The following is a 22,896-nucleotide window of genomic DNA, read 5'->3' as shown; positions in this document are numbered from 1 at the left end:
CAGGCAGACAGGCTTGAACTGAAAGGAACTCGACCAACAAGTGGCACAAGATTATTACCAGATCCTGGGTGTTGACCGTAACGCCACAGAACAAGAAATCAAAAAGGCCTACCGCAAAAAGGCCCGTCAATTGCACCCGGATCACAACCCTTCCGAAGAAGCCTCTGAACAGTTCAAAGCCGTTACTCACGCCTACGAAGTGCTCTCGGATAGTACAAAGCGTCGAAATTATGACGCGACCGGCCACGAAGATGGCCGTCAGGCAGGCTTTGGTGGTGCCGGCGGATTCGGCGGGTTCTCCGACATCTTTGAAACGTTCTTCGGGGGTGGTGGAAGTGGTGGCCCGGCGTCCCGCGCCCGTCGTGGACAAGATGCCCTGATCGCGACACATATCGATCTCGAAGAAGCGGTCTTCGGTACAGAAAAGACCATTGAGGTCGAAACCGCGGTGCGATGTGAACGCTGTGAAGGCTCGGCCATGGAACCTGGTACGCATCCAGAAACCTGTACAACGTGTCGTGGTGCTGGACAGATTTCTCGTCCCGTCGATTCCATTCTGGGTCGCATGATGACCACCGAAACCTGCCCAACCTGCCGCGGTTTTGGGGACGTCATTACCGATCCTTGTGGCCAATGTTCTGGCCAGGGACGCGTCCGCGAGCGGGTTTCCTTTACGGTCAAAGTACCTGCCGGCGTCCGTGACGGTACCCGCATCCAACTTGCCGGCCGCGGCGAGGCCGGAGTGGCCGGTGGCCCGAACGGCGATCTTTACCTCGAGATTCGCGTCCGGGAACACGACATTTTCACTCGCCAGGGTGACAACCTGCACGCCACGATGACCGTGCCCATGACCGCTGCCGCATTGGGCACCGAAATTACCGTGGATACTTTCGACGGAGAACAGGCTTTCACCATCGAACCCGGCACGCAGTCGGGACATGTGGTCACGTTGAAAAATCTCGGCGCAAAAAGGCTCCAGGGCAACGGCCGCGGTGATATGAAAATCACCCTCAACGTTGCTACTCCAACCCGCCTAACTGACGAACAGCGCGACCTGCTGACGCAATTGGCCGAATTGCGTGCCGAAGACGTGGCCAACGGTGAAGTCGAATCCCGGGGCTTTTTCTCTCGCCTCAAATCCGGATTCGACAACATGTTTTCCCACGATGAATCGTGACACGCCCGCTGTTCTATAGTTCGGACGTGACGGGCAAGGCTCCAGGAGACGCTGTCTATCTGGACGCTGCGACTTCAGCTCATGCGATCCGCTCCCAGCGGTTGGGCCTGGGGGATCTGCTCATGGTGTCCGACGGGGCCGGTACATTAGCACACGGCACCATCACCTCAGCTGACCCGCAGTCGGCCGGCATAATCGTCGAGACGGTCGAAGTCCAACCCAGCCCAGCCGTGCGGATCAACCTGGTACAAGCACTGGCCAAAGGCGATCGGGACCTCATGGCAGTGGAAATGGCCACCGAAGTAGGCGTCGATGCGATCACACCGTGGCAAGCCCAGCGCTCGATCGTGCGAATGCGTCCTGAACGAGCAGCAAAAATGCGCGCCAAATGGGAGGCGAAGCTCCATGCCGCAGCCCAGCAATCCCGGCGCGCTTTCATACCGGCCCTTCGGCCTGCCGTCGAAGGCACCGGGATTTCGGAACTTCATGCGCCGGGCGACAATCAGCATCTAGTGGTCCTGCACGAAGATGCCCGGTCAACCATGCAAGAGGTGGTCGAAGCCCTGCCGAAGACACTGGCTGACCTGCATCTGGTAGTTGGTCCCGAAGGTGGCGTCTCGCCAGAAGAATTAGCAGCAGTAGAACAGGCCGGCGGCAATACCGTTCAACTTGGTTCCACCGTGATGCGGGCCTCCACGGCTGGGCCTGTGGCGATAGCCTTACTGAACCACTTTCTTGACCGGTGGTGATCCTGCCCGGCCGCCGACAGTGCACCAGAAAGATAGACCACGGTGCGACCACCGCTTAGACTAGTGACACAGCACATCGTATTTATGGAGTAGACCTGACAGAACCAACCGATACTCATCGCATGAGCCAAACCATCACCTTTACCTCCCAGACCGATATGGTGCAAACGTTTGGCCCACAAGACATGCTGCTTCGTGTCGTCGAGGGCGTGTATCCAACGATGAAACTGCTGGTCCGTGACCAGCAACTTGAACTTGAGGGCGCACCTGAAGACGTCGCTGAAGTTGTCAAAATCGTCCACGATCTGCAAACCGTGGCCAGGGCCGGGACGACGGTCGGGCCCGAAATTATCGAAGCCACCATCGCGGGGATTCGCACCCTGCAACAACACGACACCTCGACACTGCCGGCAGAAATGATTGTCTCTGCTCAGGGCAAGAAAATCCGGCCCAAAACCGAAAATCAAAAAGCCTACGTGAATGCGATCAATACCCACACGGTGGTGTTCGGTATTGGCCCCGCGGGAACCGGTAAAACCTACCTCGCCATGGCCAAAGCAGTCCAGGCGCTGCAAACACGCCAGGTGAATCGCATCATTTTGACTCGCCCAGCAGTTGAGGCCGGCGAATCGCTGGGCTATTTGCCCGGCACCTTAAGCGAAAAAATCGACCCCTACTTGCGGCCTCTCTACGATGCACTCCACGAAATGGTCGAACCAGAAACCATCCCGCATCTGATCGAAGTGGGCACCATCGAGGTTGCGCCGCTAGCCTACATGCGCGGTCGCACCCTCAACGATGCGTTCATTATCCTCGACGAAGCCCAAAACACCTCAGCCGAGCAGATGAAGATGTTTCTCACCCGGCTCGGCTTCAACTCCCACATGGTCATCACCGGCGACGCATCACAAGTTGATCTGCCCCGCGGCACCGACTCAGGTTTGGCACAAGCCGTAGACTTCTTAGCCGACATCGACGATATCGCCATTATTGAACTGAAATCATCCGATGTGGTCCGGCACAACCTCGTGTCCAAGATCGTCGATGCGTATGACCGTCACCAGCCAGAACCCACCCGGCCGCAGCGGTCCGGTAGGAATCGAAACCGATAGAAATTATGGCCATCGAAGTTCTCAACGAAACCTCCTACGACTTTGACATTCAGCGTCTCATCAGCCTGGGCAAACACCTGTACTCCGAACTGAACATCGCCCCCGATGCGGAACTCGCGATCGTGTTCGTCGACAATGAGGCAATGAGTCAACTCCACCAAGAATGGATGGGACTTGAAGGTCCCACCGACGTGATGAGCTTTCCTATGGATGAGCTGCGTCCCGGCACTGAGGAAGAACCGGCACAGGGACTGCTGGGCGACATCGTGATCAGCCCGGAAGTAGCCACCGATCATGCTCAACGTGGCGGCCACAGTGTTGCCGATGAAATCGCACTGCTTGTGACTCACGGGCTGTTGCATCTGCTGGGCTATGACCACCACGATGACGATGAAAAGCACCAGATGTTTACCACGCAAAACCAACTACTAGAGCAATTTCTTGGGTACACACCACCACAATTGCATAACGACGGAGCATAACCACCGTGGCTGTACCGATCACCCTGGCCCTCCTGTCCCTCCTGAGTTACGCGCTCACGTGGACCTTGTCCTTTGCCGAAACCGCATTCGATTATCTGTCGTCGCGGGAAGCCGAAGCCATCGTGGCCAAACGCCCCAGCAACCCGGTGCTGACGATCATGGAACGGCTAGCAGAACATCAGTTGGCCGTACGCTTCTGGAACGCCGTGCTGCTGGCTTCGACCGCAGTGCTCATTACGGTTTTTATTGACTTTTTCGTCGATAACGTGTGGCTGGCTGCAGCCGGTGGGATAGTGGTCATGGCCGTGATCACCCTGCTCAGCTCCATGCGCAGCCCGGTGCGTTTGGGTGCCAAACACTACGAAGTGGCTGCCCAGAGCACCGCATGGTTAGTACGCTTATTGACTGTCATCCTCGGCCCGATACCTCGCCTGTTTATTCGAGACCCTGAAGCAGCAGACGACAACATCGGCGACGAGCCCGACCTGGAAGAAAAGCATTTCCGCGAATACGTTTCACGAGCCTCGAAAGCCGATGTATTGGAAGACGACGAAGCGGAAATGATTCAGTCGGTCTTCGAAATGGACGACACCCTAGTCCGCGCCATCATGGTCCCGCGAACCGATGTGGTGTGGTTAGATTCAGACACGACCCTGGAAACCGCGATCCAAGTCTTTATCGACTCCGGCTACTCACGTATCCCGCTGATCGGAGACAGCCCCGACGATGTTTTAGGCATTGTGTTCCTCAAAGATATTGTCCGGGCGTTGCACACCTACCGTCTCGGTCCCAAGGATGAGGTCAATGCGCTGGCCCGCGAAATCCGTGTGGTTCCGGAATCGAAATCGGTGTGGGATTTACTCCAAGAGTTGCAAAGCGAAGCCATCCACGCTGCGATCGTCGTGGATGAATACGGTGGCACCGCAGGCTTGGTCACCCTAGAAGACCTCATCGAAGAGATCGTCGGTGAAATTTCGGATGAATACGATGACGCCGAAATCGCCGACGTCATTCCACAGCCAAATGGCGAATATCTGGTCAACGCGTCCATGTCGGTCACCGATTTCTACGAGGCTTTCAACATCTTCTTGGAGGATGACGAAGACGTAGATACTGTTGGCGGATTGTTTGCCAAATCTTTGGGTAAGATTCCCATTGAAGGATCCGTGACCGAGATCGAGAACCTTACGTTGACTGTTGCCTCACTGGCCGGCAAACGAAATCGGGTAGACACCATCCGCGTCGCCATTCACGCCCCGTCCGAGGAGACCACATCATGATGTCAACCGATTATCCGGAACACTATCGTTCCGGGTTCGTCAGCCTTGTCGGCAGACCAAACGCCGGCAAATCCACGCTGACAAATGCCATGGTTGGTTCCAAGGTAGCCATTACCTCCTCCAAGCCACAAACCACTAGGCGAGTCATTCGCGGTATTGTAACCACTGATGATTATCAGCTCATCCTCGTGGACACTCCCGGTTTGCATCGTCCCCGAACTCTGTTAGGGGAGCGCCTCAACGAATTGGTGGCCGAAACATTATCGGGGATGGATGCGGTGGCGCTGTGTATCCCGGCAAACGAAAAGATCGGGCCGGGGGATCGGTTCATCACCGAACAGCTTGCCGGGTTGCACAACATTCCGGTCATAGCTTTGGTCACGAAGGTCGACACTGTCACTCGGGGAGTGTTGGCCGACCAGCTCATCGCCGTCCAACAACTTGGCGAAGAACTGCTCACTCCAGAAACTGGTGAAGGATTCGCCGAAATCGTTCCGGTTTCGGTTAAAGGCGACGTGCAGGTCGACACGGTGCTCGATGTCTTGACCAAGTACTTACCTACCTCACCGGCACTCTACCCAGACGGCGAGGTCACCGATGAACCGGATGACATCATGGTCGCTGAGCTGATTCGGGAAGCAGCGCTCGAAGATATTTTCGATGAGCTGCCCCACTCCCTGGCGGTAGTCGTGACTGAGATGGGCTTACGTGAGGGGCAACCCGAAGACGAACCGATCACAGATATTTACGCTGAAATTTATGTAGAGCGAGATAGCCAAAAAGGCATCATCATCGGCAAGGGTGGCCAACAGTTGCGCGCCATCGGCCAGCGAGCACGGAGGAACATCCGAAAGCTATTAGGCACCCCGGTGTATCTTGACCTGGTGGTGAAAGTTGCCAAAGAATGGCAGCGTAACCCCAAGCATATGAACCGTTTGGGGTTTTAGGTCAGTACTGTTAGGCTAAACACCATGCATCGCATTCAGAGCGCCCCCGTCCACGGTCTTCACCGTGTGCTTTTTGGTGCTCTACTAGGTCTTCTTCTACTACCGTGCCGTAGCGGGGCCTAGGTTCTTCAAGCACACGCCTTGAACGCCACCAGGTAGGGTCGGACCCCGTTACGGAGCGAATCTCACGGCCTGCCACCGGATCGACATGAACTCTCATAGACCGGTTTGTCAGTATTGGTCCACTAAACTCGTCTCGGGACCAGGCAGTCATAGAATGAGGAATACACTTTGCGTAAATTTCAGCAGCCTTCCGGCATGAACTATAAGAAATACGTGCCCTTCGAACAGCAACTCGACGTGCACCTGCCAGACCGCACCTGGCCGGATAAAGTCATCACCCAGGCTCCACGCTGGTGTGCAGTAGATCTTCGGGATGGCAACCAAGCGCTGGTCAGCCCCATGGACTCGGCCCGGAAAATGGCCATGTTCGAATTGCTGGTCGAAATGGGCTACAAAGAAATTGAAGTTGGGTTCCCCTCGGCTTCGCAAACTGATTACGACTTTGTTCGTCAACTCATCGATGAAGACCGCATTCCAGAAGACGTGCACATCCAAGTGCTGACCCAATCTCGTGAGCACCTCATTGAGCGCACCTACGAAGCGATTGAGGGCGCACCGCGTGCGATCGTGCACTTGTACAACTCCACCTCTGTCTTGCAGCGTCGCGTGGTGTTCCGGGAAGAGAAATCCGGCATCATCGATATCGCCACGCGCGGCGCGATGTTGTGCCGCAAATACGAAGAACAGCTCACCGACACCGAAGTTATTTATCAGTATTCTCCCGAGTCCTTTACCGGCACCGAGCTGGACTTTGCTGCCGACATCTCGAATCGGGTCGCTGAAGTGTTAGAAGCCTCCACCGACCGGCAGATGATCCTGAACCTGCCGGCCACCGTCGAAATGTCGACACCCAACCGGTACGCCGATCAGATCGAATGGATGCACCGAAACATCGATAACCGCGATGCCATCATCTTGTCGCTCCACCCGCACAATGACCGAGGCAGTGGCGTGGCGGCAGCCGAGTTGGGCTACATGGCCGGAGCCGACCGGATCGAAGGCTGCCTGTTTGGCAATGGCGAGCGCACCGGCAACGTTGACCTCGTCACCTTGGGCATGAACCTCTACACCCAGGGTGTTGATCCCGAAATTGATTTCTCGAATATGGATCGCATCCAGGAAGTCTATGAGTACGCGACCCAGATGAAGGTCCACGAGCGTTCACCGTGGGCAGGCGAACTCGTGTTCACGGCATTTTCTGGTTCTCACCAAGATGCCATCAAAAAAGGATTCGAGGATATGGATGCCCGCGCTGCTGACGCAGGGGTCACGACTGAAGACTTGGACTGGGGTGTCCCATACCTGCCCGTGGACCCAGAAGACATCGGTCGCAGCTATGAAGCCGTCATTCGGGTCAACTCCCAGTCCGGTAAGGGCGGGGTCGCATACATGCTCAAAGCCGACCACAACCTGGATCTGCCGCGTCGCGCTCAGGTCGAATTCTCGGCCGTCATCAAAGAGTACACCGATACCCATGGTGGGGAGATCTCATCAGAAACTCTGTGGGATGTGTTTTCTAACGAATACCTTCCCACCGATGACCCACAGCAACGCTGGGGTCGTTACCAGTTGATTTCATCGACATCGTCGACCACCGAGGATGGCGATTTCTGGATGGAAGTACAGATGGAGCGTGACGGAGAGATTGTCACCCGCACGGCCACCGGTAATGGCCCCATCTCCGCGTTGGTGAAAATGTTCCACGAAGCCGGCGTCGACGTGCGGGTCCTCGACTACACCGAACATGCGCTCACTGAAGGCGGCGAAGCCATGGCCGCAGCCTATGTGGAAGCTGCGATTGGTGATCGTGTGCTGTGGGGCATCGGATTGGATCATAATACTGCCACTGCTTCCCTGCAGGCAGTTACCTCGGCGGTTAATCGATACATGCGCGATGAAAAGGTAACCGTCTCCACTGAATAAGACACCGCGGAAAAAGTCTCGCGGGTCCGCTACCTATATTTCTCAAAGCTACCGGACCCGCGGGATTGTTCTGCGCACCTATAAACTCGCCGAAGCCGATCGGATCATCGTCGTACTGACCGCTGAACGAGGTCAAATCCGGGCGGTCGCCAAAGGCGTGCGCCGGACGAGTTCGAAATTTGGTTCGACGCTGGAACCCTTCATGCACACCCGTATGCAGCTCGTACCACGCCGGAATATGGATATTATCGTTCAAACCGAAACGATTCACCCCTACGGCATGATGCTCACCAATGACTATGACAGTTTCGGTGCGGCTTCAGCCATGGTTGAAACCGCAGAACAACTTACCCGCGATGAAGACGTCGCCGGTGGGACAGCACACTACCAATTGCTCCACGGGGCGATCGCTGCGTTAGCGCGCCGGGCAGCAGCGCCCAAGATGTTGTTGACCTCGTACCTTCTGCGCGCGCTGACGATCGCAGGATGGGCGCCAACTTTTGACGAATGCAGTAAATGTGGCATCGAGGGGCCGCATAATTGGCTGTCGGTCTCCCTCGGCGGCGTGGTATGCGACGATTGCGCACCACCCCAAACCACCTACGCTCCCGACGATGTCGTTGCGCTGCTATCGGCTCTCTTGGCCGGTAACTGGCCGGCCATCGAAGGCGCTCAAAATGGTGAGATCCGCCAAGCCACAAGCTTCGTCGCGCAGTATTTGCAGTACCATCTAGAAAAGAATTTGCAGTCACTGTCCGTCATGGAGCAGGGCTAACAGGAGGAACGCATGCCGTATGAAGTCCCGCAGCCGCATCCTGCCGGTTACGTGATGCCCGCTATCGATCAGAAGTTTCTGCCCCGTCACATCGGTATCGTGATGGATGGTAACGGACGGTGGGCTAATCAACGAGGCCTCCCTCGAACTGAGGGCCACCGCGCGGGGGAGCAAGCACTGTTGGACGTCATGGCAGGTGCCGTGGAGATGGGCATTGAGTACGTTTCGGTCTACGCGTTCTCAACCGAAAACTGGAAACGTTCCCCCGACGAGGTGGCGTTTCTGATGGGATTCTCCCGGGATGTCTTACGTCGCCAGCGCGACACGCTGAACTCGTGGGGTGTCAGAGTACGCTGGAATGGCCGAACACCACGTCTCTGGAAATCGGTGATTAGAGAACTGCAAGCAGCAGAACAACTCACCAAGCACAATACCGGCACCAATCTCATCATGTGTGTGAACTATGGCGGACGAGCGGAGATTGCTGACGCCGTGCAGGCGATCGCTACCAAAGTGGCTGCGGGTAAGCTCAGCCCGAAATCAATCACGGAAAAGAGCATTGCCGAGCATTTGCGACTACCGGACGTGCCGGACGTGGACCTTTTTATGCGCACCTCAGGGGAGCAACGGGTGTCGAATTTCTTATTGTGGCAATCGGCCTATGCCGAGATGGTCTTCATCGACACCCTGTGGCCGGATGTAGACCGCAAAACCCTGTGGGATGCCGTGGAACTCTACGCCTCACGTGACCGTCGCTACGGTGGGGCAGTGGATACTCCAGTATCTAGCGGCTAAAGTAGTCCAACCAGGCGAATGTGGCATCAAATGCTTTCTGCCGGATCGGCTGGGCGGAGGCATATACATCGTGCAAGGCGTCACGGATCTTATGAATCATTACCGTCTCACCGAGATCAACCGCCTGGTGGACGGTGTCTTCGACATCAATGACGCTATCGGCTCGTTGCATCTGCACCGAATACCGCGGTGCAAAATACGACGCCGTTGAGGTCATCACGAACACTGGCACATCGATGGTTAATCCCTTGCGTACCTGAGCGTGACCATCCAAGATCGCTGATAGCCACCCGCCCCGAATATCGAATGCGTAGCGCGGTCGCCACAAGGGATGCAACACCCATTCGCCGTGTTCGGTCGCTGAAATGCTGCGATAGAAAAAATCCACCTTCGGTAAAAGGAGCCTTCGTTCCGGCCTGCTTCGCCATAAGGGGTCGGCCACCGTATTCGCAAAACTGCGAAGCCAGGTGTTGCCCTGCAGCGATAGCCAGGGAGCATTGAGCACAAGGGTGCTTATTTGTTGCGGATGACGGTCTGCCCACAGGGCTGCAACGAGACCACCGGTGGAGTGAGCAATGATGGCCGGTATATATCCTGGATGGGCCAGCTTGATAATAGCAAGGGCTGAGCCAATATCATCATCGTATACGGCGAGATCATCAACATAACCGGGGGTCTGGTATTCGCGCAATGACCGCCCATACTTGCGTAAATCCAAGGCGTAGAACTTGTAACCACACTCCGCTGCCGCTTGAGCCAGCTCGGTGTTGTAAAAATAGTCTGACCAACCGTGGATATACAGCACCGGAACTCCATCGGCTGCGTCATGGCGGACCAGTGTGGCCGACAACGGTCCTTCATGGTCCTCACCTAAATGGATGGTACGACGCGAAAAGCCCTCCAAGACATCGGGCACCCATTCGCCAGGGGGCGTATCCTGCAGCAGTCCGTAGTGCATTCACCCCTCCAAATATGACAAAATCCATGCACAGTGGTCGACCTTAATCGTCCGTGTGGTTGACTACAATCTATGACCAACCTAATTGCTGCACGTCTTGCCGGCCAGAAACCATCGCTGTATCCACACGTTTTTAACACGGTCTTTGCGGACATGGATGCTGAGCGTGCACACGAGATTGGGTTTCGTGCCATACGCGCGGCAGAAAAGACTGGTGCTTCACGGCTACTGCGAGCAGCATTCCGCCCGCATCACAGCCTCCGGACCCAAGCCATGGGACTGACTTTTCCGTCACCTTTTGGACTAGCCGCAGGCTTTGACAAAGCCGGGATCGGCACAGCGGCTTTAGCTGAACTCGGATTTGGCCATATCGAGGTCGGGACCATCACTGGACAAGAGCAGCCCGGCAACCCGCAACCGCGCCTCTTTCGACTTCCCAAGGACAAAGCCTTAGTCAACCGCATGGGTTTCAACAACCATGGGGCTCAGCGAATCGCGCCGCGCTTGGCGCATACCCGGAAAGTCCTCACACGTCGGTTCGGCGCTGATCGACCCATCCTCGGCGTCAACATTGGCAAGACGAAAACGGTCGAGCTACAGGATGCGGGGGAGGACTACCTATTATCCACCCGGCTGTTGGCTCGCCATGCTGACTACTTAGTGGTTAATGTTTCCAGTCCGAACACTCCGGGCCTACGCCAACTTCAGGCCATCGAATCGTTGGCCCCCTTATTGGCGGCAGTTTCCAAGACCGCAGATTCCGTCACCGGTCGGCATGTGCCGCTGGCGGTCAAGATCGCTCCTGATCTAGCCGACGCGGACGTTGTGGCGGTCGCAGAGATGGTCACCGAACTTGGTTTAGACGGTGTGATCGCAACGAATACAACTATCTCGCGTGATGGGCTGACCACGACACCGACCGAAGTCGAGGCACTCGGCGCTGGGGGAGTGTCCGGAGCTCCGCTAGCTGCGCGGTCGTTGGAAGTTCTGCGGTTGTTAGCCCAGCACCTGACCGATGCCAGCATCATTTCCGTCGGCGGCGTGACGACGGGCAGCGACGTGATCGAGCGTCTTGAGGCTGGCGCAGCGTTGGTTCAGGGCTATACCGCGTTTCTGTACGAGGGCCCGTTGTGGGCGGGACGCATCAACGCGGCCTTGCAGCAACGTTAGCTCGGGAATTCCCCGCGCTTGACCATCGGGCGAGGCAGACGCATCCGCCGCATCTGGGTGGAACGCATCGCAGCATACCAGCGTGTTCCAGGCTCCATTTGCCCGAACTTGGCTTCCAATCGCTTGCGGACTTGGTGGCCTACCCAAAAGCCTTCGAAGATGACCAGGAAAACAAAGATCAACATCCCGATCGTCGAAGCCATTTGCATGGTCGGCGTCGGAATAAAGCTGAGTCCTAAGAAAATCAGCACACCAATAATGAGCCACTCACCAAGACCCCAGCGGGCATCGACGTAGTCGCGAGCAAACCGGCGCTGCGGCCCCTTGTCTCGTGGTGGTAGGTAGCGTTCTTCGCCGGTTTCCAAGGCGCGTCGCATTCGGGCGCGTTCCTCTGCGACTGCCTGCTTTTGTTGCTGACGTGCGACTTTACGATCATCAGCGATCAACGGACGACGATTGGCGGCTTCCTGATCACGGCGTTTTGGCGTGGGGCGGCCCTTGCCTGGCGTGCCGATCTGGTCCGAATCCTGGTCTTCTGCGGTCATCTCTACTCTTCTGTTATTTCTTGAGGACGGGTTATCTGGCTCTATTCTAGATGTTCCCTCAGCGCTGTCATCCCGAGTACGCTATGGACTATGAACGATGCATTCCCCGCAGGTACACGACTAGATCCGTATTCCGCTGCTTTTGTTGAAATTGTCAAAGAGTGGGTTGAGCATCGTTTTTCGCACATCGTTGCTGAACTCAAACACCTCGTCACCTACCCATCGCTTGCTTTTGAGGGCTACGAGCGCGCACCGCTAGAAGCTTCCGCCGACGCGGTGGTCACGCTGCTGCAGAAGCTGGGACTCCAGGAACTTCAGCAGCTTACGGAACACGGTTCTGATGGCACCGCTTCCGGCCCCGCCATAATCGGTCGCCGACCCTCCGCCGCCAACAAGCCAACGGTCTTGTTATATGCCCACCACGATGTTCAGCCCGTGGGCGACCGCGCCGCCTGGAACACCGACCCCTGGGAAGCAACCGAAATCAACGGGCGGCTTTATGGACGAGGGACCGCGGATGATAAAGCCGGCATACTGGTCCACTACGCAGCGATTCAGGCTCTCGAGGAGTTGCTTGGTGCCGACCATGGACTCGGTCTGACCGTGTTCATTGAGGGGGAAGAAGAGATAGGGTCCCCGTTTTTCTCGCAGTTTTTAAGCCGCCACAAGGAACTCCTGGAAGCCGATACGATCATCGTGGCAGACTCGGCGAACTGGTCCACTGACGTGCCCGCATTGACCACCTCACTGCGCGGACTACTCGACGGGGTCATCGAAGTGACCGTCGCAGAGCATCCAGTACATTCGGGACTTTTCGGGGGACCGATGCTAGACGCCATCACGGTGTTATCTCGAATCATCGCGCAGCTGCATACGCCAGATGGGGAGCTTGCGATTCCCGGACTGGAGCAATCCCGCTGGGCTGAGGTTGTCTACGATGAAGATGACTACCGGAGCCAAACCGGAGCCGTTGAAGGCTTCCGACTTGCAGGCAAGGGGACTCTGGCCGATCGCATGTGGAACAAGGCGGCGCTCAATATTATTGGCATCGATACGAAACGTATCTCGGAGGCATCAAATTCCATCGTCCATACTGCAAGTGCCAAGTTTTCACTGCGGCTCGGGCCAGGTATGGATCCGCAGAAAACCATGAGTGCATTGACCAATCATATTGAGGCCATGGACAACTTCGGAGCTACGGTGAAAACCTATCCGGGTGAGGCGGGAAAGCCTTTCGTCGTTGATGGTGGTGCGCCGTATAGTCGCATGATGAAACAAGCCTTAACCGACGCCTGGGGGAGCGAAGCTATCGAAATTGGCTTGGGTGGTTCGATCCCATTTGTGGCAGAACTGGCCGCCGTGTATCCCGAGGCTGAGATTCTGTTGACAGGCATTGAGGATCCAGACACCAGAGCCCACGCCCCCAACGAATCGCTAGACTTGTCCGTATTACGCCATGCGATTGAAGCAGAAGTACTACTACTTGCCAGAATGGCCTATGACGTTGTGGAATAAAGAGTAGCCACTACGCTGTTCCTACCTGTTGAACGCCGGTGTTACATTTCAGAGGAGAAAACGATGACACAGACCGACAATATCGCCGAGCAGCTGCCTCAAGCAGCTCCCGCCGATGGCCTGCCGACCCATGACGTAGAGCTATCTGATGAAGCAGCCCAGAAAGTCCGGGACCTGTTAGAACAAGAAGGACGGCCAGACCTTCGTTTACGTATTGCTGTCCAGCCCGGAGGCTGCTCCGGATTGATTTACCAGTTGTATTTTGACGAACGCGTCCTAGATGGTGACGCTGTCAAGAATTATGGCGGCGTTGAAGTCATCGTAGATAAAATGTCCGTGCCATATTTGGCTGGCGCCTCCATTGACTTTGAAGACTCAATTACCAAAGTCGGCTTCACCATCGACAATCCGCAAGCTGCAGGCTCCTGCGCATGTGGGGACTCGTTCCACTAGACGGATTTCACATTAAAAAATCGCATCACGGCGAGCCAACGTCACATTTAACGTTGACTCGCCGTTTTGCTGTCATGGTCCACATTTGGTGACAAAAAAGCACTAAGGTAGTACTCAGCCAAAGTTGTTTTGCTGTGTTAAATCTCAGAGCGTCATGAGATGGCTCTGGAGACTCAAAGCAAAACACTCGCACTGGACAAAGAAGAGGAAGGGCCGTCTGTGAGACTGCTACAACGAGCCGGCAGCCGCGGCAAAAGACTCCTAAAGGGGGGAGTCATTGGCGCTACGGCTTTGCTGTTCTTAACTGCGTGTTCTGAACAAGCAAGGCGAGGCTGGTATCCCGGATCCAACGAGACTACTAATCACAATGAGATCCTTACCAACCTCTGGGTTGGCAGCTGGATAGCCGCCCTTGTGATTGGTGTCATTACCTGGGCGATGATCCTTTGGGTTGCCATCGCCTACCGTCGCCGCAAGGGCGACAAAGGCTACCCGCGTCAACTTGCCTACAACGTCCCAATGGAAACCATGTTCACCGTGGTTCCGATTATTTTGGTTCTTACGCTGTGGGGCTTCACTGACCGTGTTGAGCGCACCATCAATACCCCAGTGGAAGATTCACCACTGGTCGTTACGGTGCACGGCAAGCAGTGGGCATGGGACTTCGACTACGAATACACCACACCGGATGGGCAGACGGAAGAACGCCACCTATACGGTATTCAGGGCCAGCTGACCGGTGAAGAGGGCGTCGAGCAGACACTTCCCACGCTTTACCTGCCAGTTGATGTACCGGTGGAATTCCAGTTGAAATCACGCGACGTTATCCACTCGTTCTGGGTGCCTGCCTTCCTGCAGAAGCTGGACATGGTCCCAGGACAAACAAACCGTTTGTACCTCACCCCGGGGGAGACCGGACACTTCCAGGGTAAGTGTGCAGAACTCTGTGGTGAATTCCACTCTGAGATGCTCTTCAATGTTGAAGTTGTTGAAGAAGCCGAGTTCCTCAGCCAGATTCGTCAGCTTCCAGAAGGTCTCTCGGGCGCGGAACTAAACCGTAACCCGAACGAGAACCCTGAAGGTCAGCTTGACCAAGAGGTACCTTTGGGCGATCCACAACGGATCGAGGAGTAAAGTACATGACTACTTACGAATACACACAAGACGACTCTCGGTCGCGTGTACGGCCACAGGTGGTGCCGGCTTCTAAAGGCCGTGTCATCGTTAATTGGCTGACCTCGACTGACCACAAGACGCTCGGGTACATGTACCTGATCACGTCATTTATCTTCTTCGGTCTCGCCGGTGTCATGGCGTTGATCATTCGTGCCGAGCTGTTCGAACCAGGTATGCAGGTTCTGCAAACTAAAGAACAGTTCAACCAGCTGTTTACCATGCACGGCACACTGATGCTGTTGATGTTTGCGACCCCATTGTTTATTGGGTTCGCCAACGTGATTATGCCGTTACAGATTGGTGCACCTGATGTGGCGTTCCCACGTCTTAACGCACTGTCGTTCTGGTTCTTCCTGTTTGGTTCACTCATCGCAACCGCAGGCTTCCTCACCCCACAGGGTGCAGCATCATTCGGGTGGTTCGCCTACGCACCACTTTCGAATGCGACCTATTCGCCGGGTATCGGTGGAGACCTCTGGGTCTTCGGTCTTGGTCTCCAGGGCTTCGGTACCATTCTTGGTGGCGTCAACCTGATCACCACGGTTATCTCCATGCGTGCACCCGGTATGACCATGTGGCGTATGCCGATTTTCACTTGGAACACCCTCATCACGGGTATTCTGATCCTGATGGCGTTCCCACCGCTTGCGTCAGCACTCTTCGGGCTCGGGCTTGACCGCCGCTTTGGTGGCCACATCTTTGACCCAGAAAACGGTGGAGCTATTCTCTGGCAGCACCTGTTCTGGTTCTTCGGTCACCCGGAGGTCTATGTCATCGCTCTACCATTCTTCGGTATCGTTTCTGAGATCATCCCGGTGTTCTCACGCAAACCAATCTTCGGTTACAAATCACTGGTCTTTGCGACCGCCGCAATTGCAGCACTGTCGATGACCGTGTGGGCACACCACATGTACGTTACCGGCTCGGTACTGCTGCCGTTCTTCTCCCTGATGACCATGCTCATTGCAGTGCCCACCGGCGTGAAGTTCGTCAACTGGATCGGAACCATGTGGCGAGGGTCGATCACCTTCGAAACACCGATGTTGTGGACCCTCGGGTTCATGGTGACCTTCCTGTTCGGTGGTCTAACCGGTATTATCCTGGCCTCTCCACCACTGGACTTCCAGGTTTCTGACACCTACTTCGTAGTTGCTCACTTCCACTACGTCGTCTTCGGTACCGTTGTCTTCGCGATGTTCGCCGGCTTCTACTTCTGGTGGCCAAAGTTCACCGGCAAGATGCTCAACGAGACCTGGGGCAAGATCCAGTTCTGGATGCTGTTCATCGGTTTCCACGGAACCTTCCTTGTGCAGCACTGGTTGGGTGTCATGGGTATGCCACGTCGTTACGCTGACTACTTGGTTGAAGATGGATTTACCCTCATGAACCAGTTCTCGACGGTGTCGTCAATGTTGCTGGGTGCGTCCATCATCCCGTTCCTGTGGAACGTCTACTACACCGCCCGGTATGGCAAGAAAGTCACTGTCGACGACCCATGGGGCTTCGGTGGCTCACTCGAGTGGGCTACCTCTTGCCCACCACCACGTCACAACTTCCACGCTCTGCCACGCATTCGTTCGGAACGTCCGGCTCTGGACTTGCATCACCCAGAATTGATACCGCTGGACCGGCGTGAACAAATGACTACGAAGGCAGGTGCATGACGTGAAGATTAATCAGAATCTCTTTGCGATCCTCGGGACATTTTTCCTCGTCGCAGCAGTTATCTACGCGATCTGGACCCGTGGAACTGAAATGGTCGGCATCACCGGACTGTTCGGGCTTGCTGCCATGCAGTATATGGTCGCCTACTATCTACGGCTTCTGGACAAAGAATACAAGCCAGGCGTAGACGACAAAGAAGACGGCGAGATCGCTGAATATGCTGGGACCTACGCCCGCTTCGCTCCATGGAGCTGGTGGCCACTTGGTCTCGGTGCCGCGTGCGCCATCGTGTTCCTCGGAGTAGCGATCGACTGGTGGATCTTCATCATCGGTATCGGCCTCGGTCTTTTCTTCGTGACCGGTTGGGTCTTCGAATTCTCGAAGGGCCAGCACAAACACTAACTCCATAGTGAACATCCTCTAAATAGCTGAGGGCTCCAGTCAAAAGACTGGAGCCCTCAGCTATTTAAACCGTATCAAGGGCGAGCGGTGTCTTGTGGTAGCGCAGTCTGCAGACACGACAACGCGTACACTAGGAATATATAGAATAGGTCGCGCGGAGGGATTTGATGGGTAATCACAAGCCAACCCCCAAACGTCATATCGGCCCGGCAATACAGTGGGCCAAACCGAAGACCAATAGTGGTCTATCAGCTGGTCGTCGGACCCGCGAGATAAGAATTCAATTAGCAGACGTAGCTGACGATTCCCGCCTCACGGATGAAGCAGACCCTCACCGCGATGCCTCGGATGGCAATGAGGCGGGAGTCAATCAGTATTCTCATCATGAGGAGAGATTACGCGCCAGAGGAGACTCCACCCAGCCTGCCGAAGGCAGCACCGTCGATCCATGGTGGCGACGCGGCGCGGAGTATGCTTCAGAGACAGGATCAGCGTGGAGTGAGTATGCCAGTTCACTGAGACATCAAGCGGAGGGGAAGTTCTCAGGTCCTGTACAACGTGCTGATGATTCGTTCACAACGTATAACTATGGTCAAGAAGGATCCAATGCTTCGTCCTTCGATACGTATCAGTCGTCCTCCGACCAACACCACTTATCCTCGTCCGAGAGGGCACAATCGTCGTCCCCACACGGTGACCGACCAGTCTGGCCACAGTATCTCTTACCAGTCGCAGTCGTTGCGTTCATTATTTTTCTAGCGTTCGTCACGCTCCTCACCTAATGTCGATCAGCTGACCCCGCTGAAACGCGCCACGCGATTGCACGGTCAATCTCGTCTCGCTATACGGCCGCCGAGCAAAGGCTCCGGCGACTCACGACAGCGCTTCCCCAAAATCCACCGGTCACAGAGTTTTATGGCCCGCACCGATAGCCCATTGAGGCGGCGTATCCAACCGGGATTCTCATTGTCCCCTGCAGGCCACTGATTGGCTGCCGCAACGTACACCATTTTGATGATTAATAGGGGAGAGGCCTGAGATAAGTTGGCGGTGTGGAGTGCTCCTCGTGCTTGCTATGACCGCTAATAGAGCGGTAGAGATGAGTCATTGCGGAAGCGAGAATCACGGCCGATCAAAGAAGGTTTTTTCGCAGGAACTCACCACACGTCCGAACGTGGTCAGGAACGTGCATCTGAGAATCCTGGGCTGTGCGGAACCATCCTGCATTTCGGAGAGAGTAGTGCATCGGCAGACGCCGTGTATGCCGACTCCATATGTCGAGCCGCGACATCGTAGTGCCTGCCCTTCATACTGTCGGTCACAAGCATAGTTTCCGTCTACGAGTTCTCTTGACTGGTGTATCGGCTCAACTTGGCGTACTACCGTCATTCGGAGAGCCGGGAATGTGTCCCTGACGGGTTGCAACTAAGCTCGCGTGAGTGACGTTGCAGGGTGCAGTAGCTCAGGGGTTTCTGAGGGGAACCCACAGTCTTGTAGGTAATTAACTCTCGGTAGATCGCACCAGTGAGCACTGCGGAACTCGCGGTCCATCCTGTAGATGGCGACCACGGGGTTACAACAGGGCAAACTGCCAACATATACACGATTGTAGGCTCGGCTCATGCTCGGGTTCGACGCTTCGTCACTGCTGGCCCGACAGAGCAGGGGAGTACATCCGGACGTCGTGTTGTTTTTGTGGCGTCGCTGGAGCGCTCTTTGGCACTTAGTAGCTTGGAGCTGGGGGATATGCGATTCACTCAGAGAAACTACCGAATGTCTGAGTCGCTTCTGCCAGTATGTCGACCGACCTTCCATACAAATATGGCTTAAAACAATTGGCCCGGTTGGATATCCAACCGGGCCAATCGTATCGTCGATTATGTGTTCTTAGGAACGATCACGTTTACCCTCGAGCTCGCGTACCGACTGGTCGACGGAGCGTTGCAGTTTACGACGCTCTTGACCGAACTCGGCTTCAGCTTCTGCCAGCTCTTCTGCTGTGACAGGCTCGACACGATCTTCGAAGAACTGCCGTGAGACACTTGCACGGAAGCGCTCCCACAGGCTGATCTTGCCCTTCTTGTTGGGCTGCGGTGGTACAGGTTCCGGCGATTCGAAAGCGACGAGCTCATAGAGACGGTAATCGTCCACCAGTTCATGACGCTCGAGAATTGCACCTTCTGGTGACCACTCGATCACACCGGTCTCACGACCGTGCAGTGCGATCTCACGATCTTTCCGCTGCAGGGCCAGGCAGATTCTCTTCGTCACAATGTAGCCAACGATCGGTCCAACAATCAGGAGGAAGCGTAGAACATACGCGACATCGTTCAGGGACATTGAGAAGGCGACAGCCATTAAGTCCGAGGACGCTGCGGCCCACATGACGCAGTAGAAAATCACGATGGCAACACCGAAGGAAGTGCGGCCAGGTGCGTTACGTGGACGATCCAGCACATGGTGTTCGCGGTTATCTTTGGTGATGCTGCGTTCCAGCCATGGCCAGATGAACATACCGACCACGAGCAGTCCCATTGGGATCAGCGGAATCAGCACGCCCATCGGCAACGCGTTCCAGCCCCATGGCATCGGAATATGCCAGAGGAAGGAGAAATCACCGAGCATACCTGGCATCAGGCGGAGGATACCGTCACCGAAGCCGATGTACCAGTCGGGCTGGGTACCTGCCGATACAGGTGAGGGGTCATACGGTCCGTAGTTCCAGACGGCGTTGATCTGGAAGAATCCTGAGATCAGCGCGACAATACCGAACACGATGAAGAAGAACCCGCCGGCTTTCGCCGCGTATACCGGGCCAATGGGGTAACCGACCACGTTGGTATGCTTCCGCCCTGGACCAGGGTACTGGGTGTGCTTGTGCACCACGACCATGAAGAGGTGAATGGCAACCATCAGAATGATCAGCGCCGGAATCACCATGATGTGCAGTGAGTACAAGCGCGGAATAATATCCGTGCCGGGGAATTCTCCACCGAAGAAGAAGAACGAGATGTACGTCCCTACAACCGGCATTGCTTTCATCATGCCGTCCACAATGCGCAAGCCGTTACCCGACAGCACGTCGTCTGGCAGCGAGTAGCCGGTGAAACCGGCCAGTAGGGCAAGAACCCACAGGACGACACCAACGACCCAGTTCAGTTCACGTGGGCGACGGAACGCACCCGTGAAGAAAACGCGGAGCATATGGACCGTGACGGCAGCCACGAACAGAAGCGCTGACCAGTGGTGTACTTGGCGCATGAACAGCCCACCGCGGATCTCAAATGAGATATCCAGTGTCGAGGCATATGCGGCCGACATTTCAACACCGTAGAGGGGCTTATAAGCGCCCTCATAGGGGAGGTGCGACATCGATGGATCAAAGAAGAACGTCAGGAACGTTCCCGATAGAACCAGGATGACGAAAGAGTAGAGCGCTACTTCACCGAAGAGGAAGGTCCAGTGATCCGGGAAGAGCTTGCGCCCGAATTCTTTGACAATCTTCGAAGCACCCACGCGGGTATCGACGAAATTCGCGATCTTCCCGGTGTTTGTGGAGGCTTTATAGTCATGCGTAACAGACATTAGGCTTCACGCTCCTCAGCTGGTCTAGGGTCACGTTCCCAGTAGGCAGGACCGACCGGCTCAAGGAAGTCACTTTGAGCAACCAAGAAGCCTTCGTTGTCAACGGTGATCGGCAGCTGCGGCAGCGGGTGCGAAGCAGGACCGAACACGACCTTCATTTCCTGAGTCAGATCATAAGTGGACTGGTGGCAAGGGCACAACAGGTGGTGAGTGTGCTGCTCATACAGCGCAATCGGGCATCCGACGTGCGTGCAAATCTTCGAGTACGCGACGATGCCGTCAACATGCCAATCTTCCCGCTCAGGGCTGATGTTCATGTCTTCAGGGTTCATGCGCATCAAGAGGACAACTGCTTTGGCCTTTTGGTTGAGCATGTCATCATGCATGTCTAGGAGGCCGTCAGGGACCACGTGGATGGCAGACCCGATCGTGACGTCAGAAGCGCGGATTGGAGTGCCGGTCACATCTCGCACCAAGCGAGTACCGGTATCCCACATGGTATGGCGCAGACGCTCGGGGCCGAAATTCTGAGCTGGGTCATCGGACTGGTTACCGCTGTTATCCAGGTCGCGGAAGATAGCGATTGCTGGAAGTGGTGCGATTGCCAAAGCACCGATGAGGGTGTTGCGCAAAAGTGGCCGACGCTTGATCTGTGATTCATCAATGACATCATTGACGATGCTCACAGCGTCAGAGCGGTCTTCTTCGTTGGCAACGGATTCACGTTCTTCAACCCATTCATGGTCTGGCATGAGTGCGCGGCTCCACTGAACGATACCGATACCAATGCCCAACATGGCAAAGGCGGTCCCCAGTCCGAGCAGCGTGTTCTGCACGCGGATGAGGTCCATGTTCGTTTCGTCGAGTGGTAACTGTCCGACGCCGAAGTACCCTACGAAGAATAGGAGGGTACCGATGATAGACAGAATGAACAGGAAAGAAACCTGGCGTTCTGCGCGCTTGGCTGCACGTGGATCTTCATCCGTGGTACGTGGCCGGTGAGGTGGCAATCCCGGGTTTTCAATAGCGAATTTACCCGAATCGTCTCCAGCGCGCTCTACGGTGCCCGGTGTGCCGGGATCTCCGTGGCGTTGCTCGCCCATAGATCTGATTCCTTTACTCGAGTGATGTTGGTGATGTTGTTAATCGACGATGATGCGATAAGTCTTTAGTTGGAACGTGTGGTCATCCACACCATGAAACCAATCAGGACGCCCAGTCCGGCCGTCCAGATGAAGAGGCCTTCAGCAACTGGACCAATGGAACCGAGGTTCTCGCCCCCGGGGTGACCCTGGGTTTCGAACTCTTTGAGGTAAGCGATGACGTCACGCTTATCTTCTGGAGTCAGGTTCGTGTCCGAGAAGACGGGCATATTCTGTGGGCCGGTAACCATGGCCTCATAGATGTGCTTTTCTGAAACGCCGTGCAGGGTCGGGGCGTACTTACCGCGGGTCAGGGCGCCACCTTCTGCTGAAGCGGCGTGACACATCGCGCAGTTCACACGGAACAGGTCGCCACCACGAGCCAGGTTCACATCGGCATGGTCAGTATCCAAGTACTCATCTTCAGGGATGGATGGACCAACGCCGAGGGAGTGTACGTATGCAGCCATCTGCATAGTTTGCTCTTCGTTGAACTGCACAGGCTTCTGGGCCCCTTGAGGACCGCTCATCTGCAGCGGCATGCGACCGGTACCAACTTGGAAGTCTACGGACGCAGCACCGACACCGACCAGCGATGGACCAGCGGGACCGCCGGTAGCTCCGATGCCGTGACAGGAGGCGCAGTTGGCGTTGAACAGGGCTTCACCGTCTGCAATGTTGTCTGCGCTGGTGTAGTCCGCCTCGGAGAATGCCGACGCAGAGTTGATGTTGGAGGCCAGCGAGTAGAGACCTCCGGTCAGCAGCAGACCCAGCAGCAGCAGGGCCACTCCGACCATCGGGTGGCGGCGGTTCTGAGAGAGTGCCTTCACTTTATGGATTCCTTACGTTTCGTATAACCGGATGAGGTGTGACAAGTCCGTTCCGGTTACCTCGGGGTGCGATTGATGTCGAGCCGGCGGAC

At 55.8% G+C, this 22,896-nt stretch carries 20 protein-coding genes; 15 read left to right on the top strand and 5 right to left on the bottom strand.

Translation table 11 applies throughout. The features are described from left to right. The first annotated feature begins 40 nt into the window (after positions 1–40). The 9 genes from dnaJ (at position 41) to J2S62_RS07245 (ending at position 9,363) form a co-directional block, all read left to right on the top strand. On the top strand, positions 41–1,177 hold the full coding sequence (gene dnaJ / locus J2S62_RS07285; protein ID WP_310173106.1) for a molecular chaperone DnaJ: 1,137 nt from the start codon (positions 41–43) through the stop codon (positions 1,175–1,177). Beyond that, positions 1,174–1,926, top strand: coding sequence for a 16S rRNA (uracil(1498)-N(3))-methyltransferase (locus J2S62_RS07280; protein ID WP_310173104.1), 753 nt, complete (start codon positions 1,174–1,176; stop codon positions 1,924–1,926). The genes dnaJ and J2S62_RS07280 overlap by 4 nt, the downstream gene beginning before the upstream one ends. A gap of 122 nt (positions 1,927–2,048) precedes the next feature. Next, entirely contained in the window at positions 2,049–3,038 is a 990-nt protein-coding gene (locus J2S62_RS07275; protein WP_310173100.1) for a PhoH family protein, read from the top strand. Positions 3,039–3,043: 5 nt separating this feature from the next. Beyond that, positions 3,044–3,520, top strand: coding sequence for an rRNA maturation RNase YbeY (gene ybeY / locus J2S62_RS07270; RefSeq protein WP_310173098.1), 477 nt, complete (start codon positions 3,044–3,046; stop codon positions 3,518–3,520). Between the two features lie 5 nt (positions 3,521–3,525). Then, complete coding sequence (locus tag J2S62_RS07265) at positions 3,526–4,800, top strand: hemolysin family protein (protein WP_310173096.1); 1,275 nt, start codon at positions 3,526–3,528, stop codon at positions 4,798–4,800. Further along, positions 4,797–5,747, top strand: a complete 951-nt coding sequence (gene era, locus J2S62_RS07260; RefSeq protein ID WP_310173094.1) for a GTPase Era — start codon at positions 4,797–4,799, stop codon at positions 5,745–5,747. The genes J2S62_RS07265 and era overlap by 4 nt, the downstream gene beginning before the upstream one ends. A gap of 318 nt (positions 5,748–6,065) precedes the next feature. Continuing rightward, the gene (gene leuA, locus J2S62_RS07255) at positions 6,066–7,793 is read left to right on the top strand and encodes a 2-isopropylmalate synthase (protein ID WP_310175776.1); all 1,728 of its coding nucleotides are present in this window, start codon (positions 6,066–6,068) and stop codon (positions 7,791–7,793) included. After that, complete coding sequence (recO, locus tag J2S62_RS07250) at positions 7,786–8,568, top strand: DNA repair protein RecO (RefSeq protein WP_310175774.1); 783 nt, start codon at positions 7,786–7,788, stop codon at positions 8,566–8,568. Before leuA ends, recO begins: the two co-directional genes overlap by 8 nt. Before the next feature lie 12 nt (positions 8,569–8,580). Then, entirely contained in the window at positions 8,581–9,363 is a 783-nt protein-coding gene (locus tag J2S62_RS07245) for an isoprenyl transferase (protein WP_310173090.1), read from the top strand. Here the strand turns inward: J2S62_RS07245 and J2S62_RS07240 are convergent. Then, complete coding sequence (locus J2S62_RS07240; protein WP_310173087.1) at positions 9,353–10,321, bottom strand: alpha/beta hydrolase; 969 nt, start codon at positions 10,319–10,321, stop codon at positions 9,353–9,355. The two genes, J2S62_RS07245 and J2S62_RS07240, sit on opposite strands and share 11 nt — an antisense overlap. A gap of 72 nt (positions 10,322–10,393) precedes the next feature. On the opposite strand from J2S62_RS07240, the gene J2S62_RS07235 reads away from it, so the two are divergent. Continuing rightward, positions 10,394–11,491, top strand: a complete 1,098-nt coding sequence (locus J2S62_RS07235) for a quinone-dependent dihydroorotate dehydrogenase (protein ID WP_310173084.1) — start codon at positions 10,394–10,396, stop codon at positions 11,489–11,491. Here the strand turns inward: J2S62_RS07235 and J2S62_RS07230 are convergent. Next, positions 11,488–12,036, bottom strand: a complete 549-nt coding sequence (locus J2S62_RS07230; protein WP_310173081.1) for a DUF3043 domain-containing protein — start codon at positions 12,034–12,036, stop codon at positions 11,488–11,490. The genes J2S62_RS07235 and J2S62_RS07230 overlap by 4 nt on opposite strands. 90 nt (positions 12,037–12,126) lie before the next feature. Between J2S62_RS07230 and J2S62_RS07225 the strand changes: the two genes are divergently transcribed. From J2S62_RS07225 to J2S62_RS07205, 5 genes are all read left to right on the top strand, one after another. Continuing rightward, positions 12,127–13,551: a M20/M25/M40 family metallo-hydrolase gene (locus J2S62_RS07225; protein WP_310173078.1), complete on the top strand. Its 1,425-nt coding sequence runs from the start codon at positions 12,127–12,129 to the stop codon at positions 13,549–13,551. A 63-nt stretch (positions 13,552–13,614) separates the two neighbouring features. Next, positions 13,615–14,004, top strand: a complete 390-nt coding sequence (locus tag J2S62_RS07220) for a HesB/IscA family protein (RefSeq protein ID WP_310173075.1) — start codon at positions 13,615–13,617, stop codon at positions 14,002–14,004. 159 nt (positions 14,005–14,163) lie between these two features. Then, complete coding sequence (gene ctaC / locus J2S62_RS07215) at positions 14,164–15,138, top strand: aa3-type cytochrome oxidase subunit II (protein ID WP_310173072.1); 975 nt, start codon at positions 14,164–14,166, stop codon at positions 15,136–15,138. Between the two features lie 5 nt (positions 15,139–15,143). Then, a complete protein-coding gene (gene ctaD / locus J2S62_RS07210) occupies positions 15,144–16,844 on the top strand; it encodes an aa3-type cytochrome oxidase subunit I (protein ID WP_310173070.1) in 1,701 nt (566 codons plus the stop codon). A gap of 1 nt (position 16,845) precedes the next feature. Continuing rightward, entirely contained in the window at positions 16,846–17,247 is a 402-nt protein-coding gene (locus tag J2S62_RS07205) for a cytochrome c oxidase subunit 4 (protein WP_310173068.1), read from the top strand. Positions 17,248–19,134: 1,887 nt separating this feature from the next. Here the strand turns inward: J2S62_RS07205 and qcrB are convergent. The 3 genes from qcrB to qcrC form a co-directional block, all read right to left on the bottom strand. After that, the gene (gene qcrB, locus J2S62_RS07200) at positions 19,135–20,832 is read right to left on the bottom strand and encodes a cytochrome bc1 complex cytochrome b subunit (protein WP_310173066.1); all 1,698 of its coding nucleotides are present in this window, start codon (positions 20,830–20,832) and stop codon (positions 19,135–19,137) included. Next, positions 20,832–21,935, bottom strand: coding sequence for a cytochrome bc1 complex Rieske iron-sulfur subunit (qcrA, locus tag J2S62_RS07195; protein ID WP_310173064.1), 1,104 nt, complete (start codon positions 21,933–21,935; stop codon positions 20,832–20,834). Before qcrA ends, qcrB begins: the two co-directional genes overlap by 1 nt. A 65-nt stretch (positions 21,936–22,000) precedes the next feature. Then, positions 22,001–22,804 carry a cytochrome bc1 complex diheme cytochrome c subunit gene (gene qcrC, locus J2S62_RS07190; RefSeq protein ID WP_310173062.1) on the bottom strand — a complete coding sequence of 268 codons (804 nt, stop codon included), beginning with the start codon at positions 22,802–22,804 and terminating at the stop codon, positions 22,001–22,003. Positions 22,805–22,896: the final 92 nt, after the last annotated feature.

Origin of the sequence: Enteractinococcus fodinae, assembly GCF_031458395.1 — a bacterium.
In the GTDB taxonomy this organism is placed as follows: Bacteria; Actinomycetota; Actinomycetes; order Actinomycetales; family Micrococcaceae; genus Yaniella; species Yaniella fodinae.
The sequence above is the reverse complement of the archived record's forward strand: the minus strand, read 5'-3'. Positions and strand labels throughout refer to the sequence as shown.

Bases quoted from the DNA above. Each gene is read 5' to 3' on its own strand.
- J2S62_RS07275 (WP_310173100.1), top strand. From the start codon at position 2,049: ATGAGCCAAACCATCACCTTTACCTCCCAGACCGATATGGTGCAAACG.
- ybeY (WP_310173098.1), top strand. From the start codon at position 3,044: ATGGCCATCGAAGTTCTCAACGAAACCTCCTACGACTTTGACATTCAG.
- era (WP_310173094.1), top strand. From the start codon at position 4,797: ATGATGTCAACCGATTATCCGGAACACTATCGTTCCGGGTTCGTCAGC.
- leuA (WP_310175776.1), top strand. From the start codon at position 6,066: ATGAACTATAAGAAATACGTGCCCTTCGAACAGCAACTCGACGTGCAC.
- J2S62_RS07245 (WP_310173090.1), top strand. From the start codon at position 8,581: ATGCCGTATGAAGTCCCGCAGCCGCATCCTGCCGGTTACGTGATGCCC.
- J2S62_RS07240 (WP_310173087.1), bottom strand. From the start codon at position 10,321: ATGCACTACGGACTGCTGCAGGATACGCCCCCTGGCGAATGGGTGCCC.
- J2S62_RS07235 (WP_310173084.1), top strand. From the start codon at position 10,394: ATGACCAACCTAATTGCTGCACGTCTTGCCGGCCAGAAACCATCGCTG.
- J2S62_RS07230 (WP_310173081.1), bottom strand. From the start codon at position 12,036: ATGACCGCAGAAGACCAGGATTCGGACCAGATCGGCACGCCAGGCAAG.
- J2S62_RS07225 (WP_310173078.1), top strand. From the start codon at position 12,127: ATGAACGATGCATTCCCCGCAGGTACACGACTAGATCCGTATTCCGCT.
- J2S62_RS07220 (WP_310173075.1), top strand. From the start codon at position 13,615: ATGACACAGACCGACAATATCGCCGAGCAGCTGCCTCAAGCAGCTCCC.
- ctaC (WP_310173072.1), top strand. From the start codon at position 14,164: ATGGCTCTGGAGACTCAAAGCAAAACACTCGCACTGGACAAAGAAGAG.
- ctaD (WP_310173070.1), top strand. From the start codon at position 15,144: ATGACTACTTACGAATACACACAAGACGACTCTCGGTCGCGTGTACGG.
- qcrB (WP_310173066.1), bottom strand. From the start codon at position 20,832: ATGTCTGTTACGCATGACTATAAAGCCTCCACAAACACCGGGAAGATC.
- qcrA (WP_310173064.1), bottom strand. From the start codon at position 21,935: ATGGGCGAGCAACGCCACGGAGATCCCGGCACACCGGGCACCGTAGAG.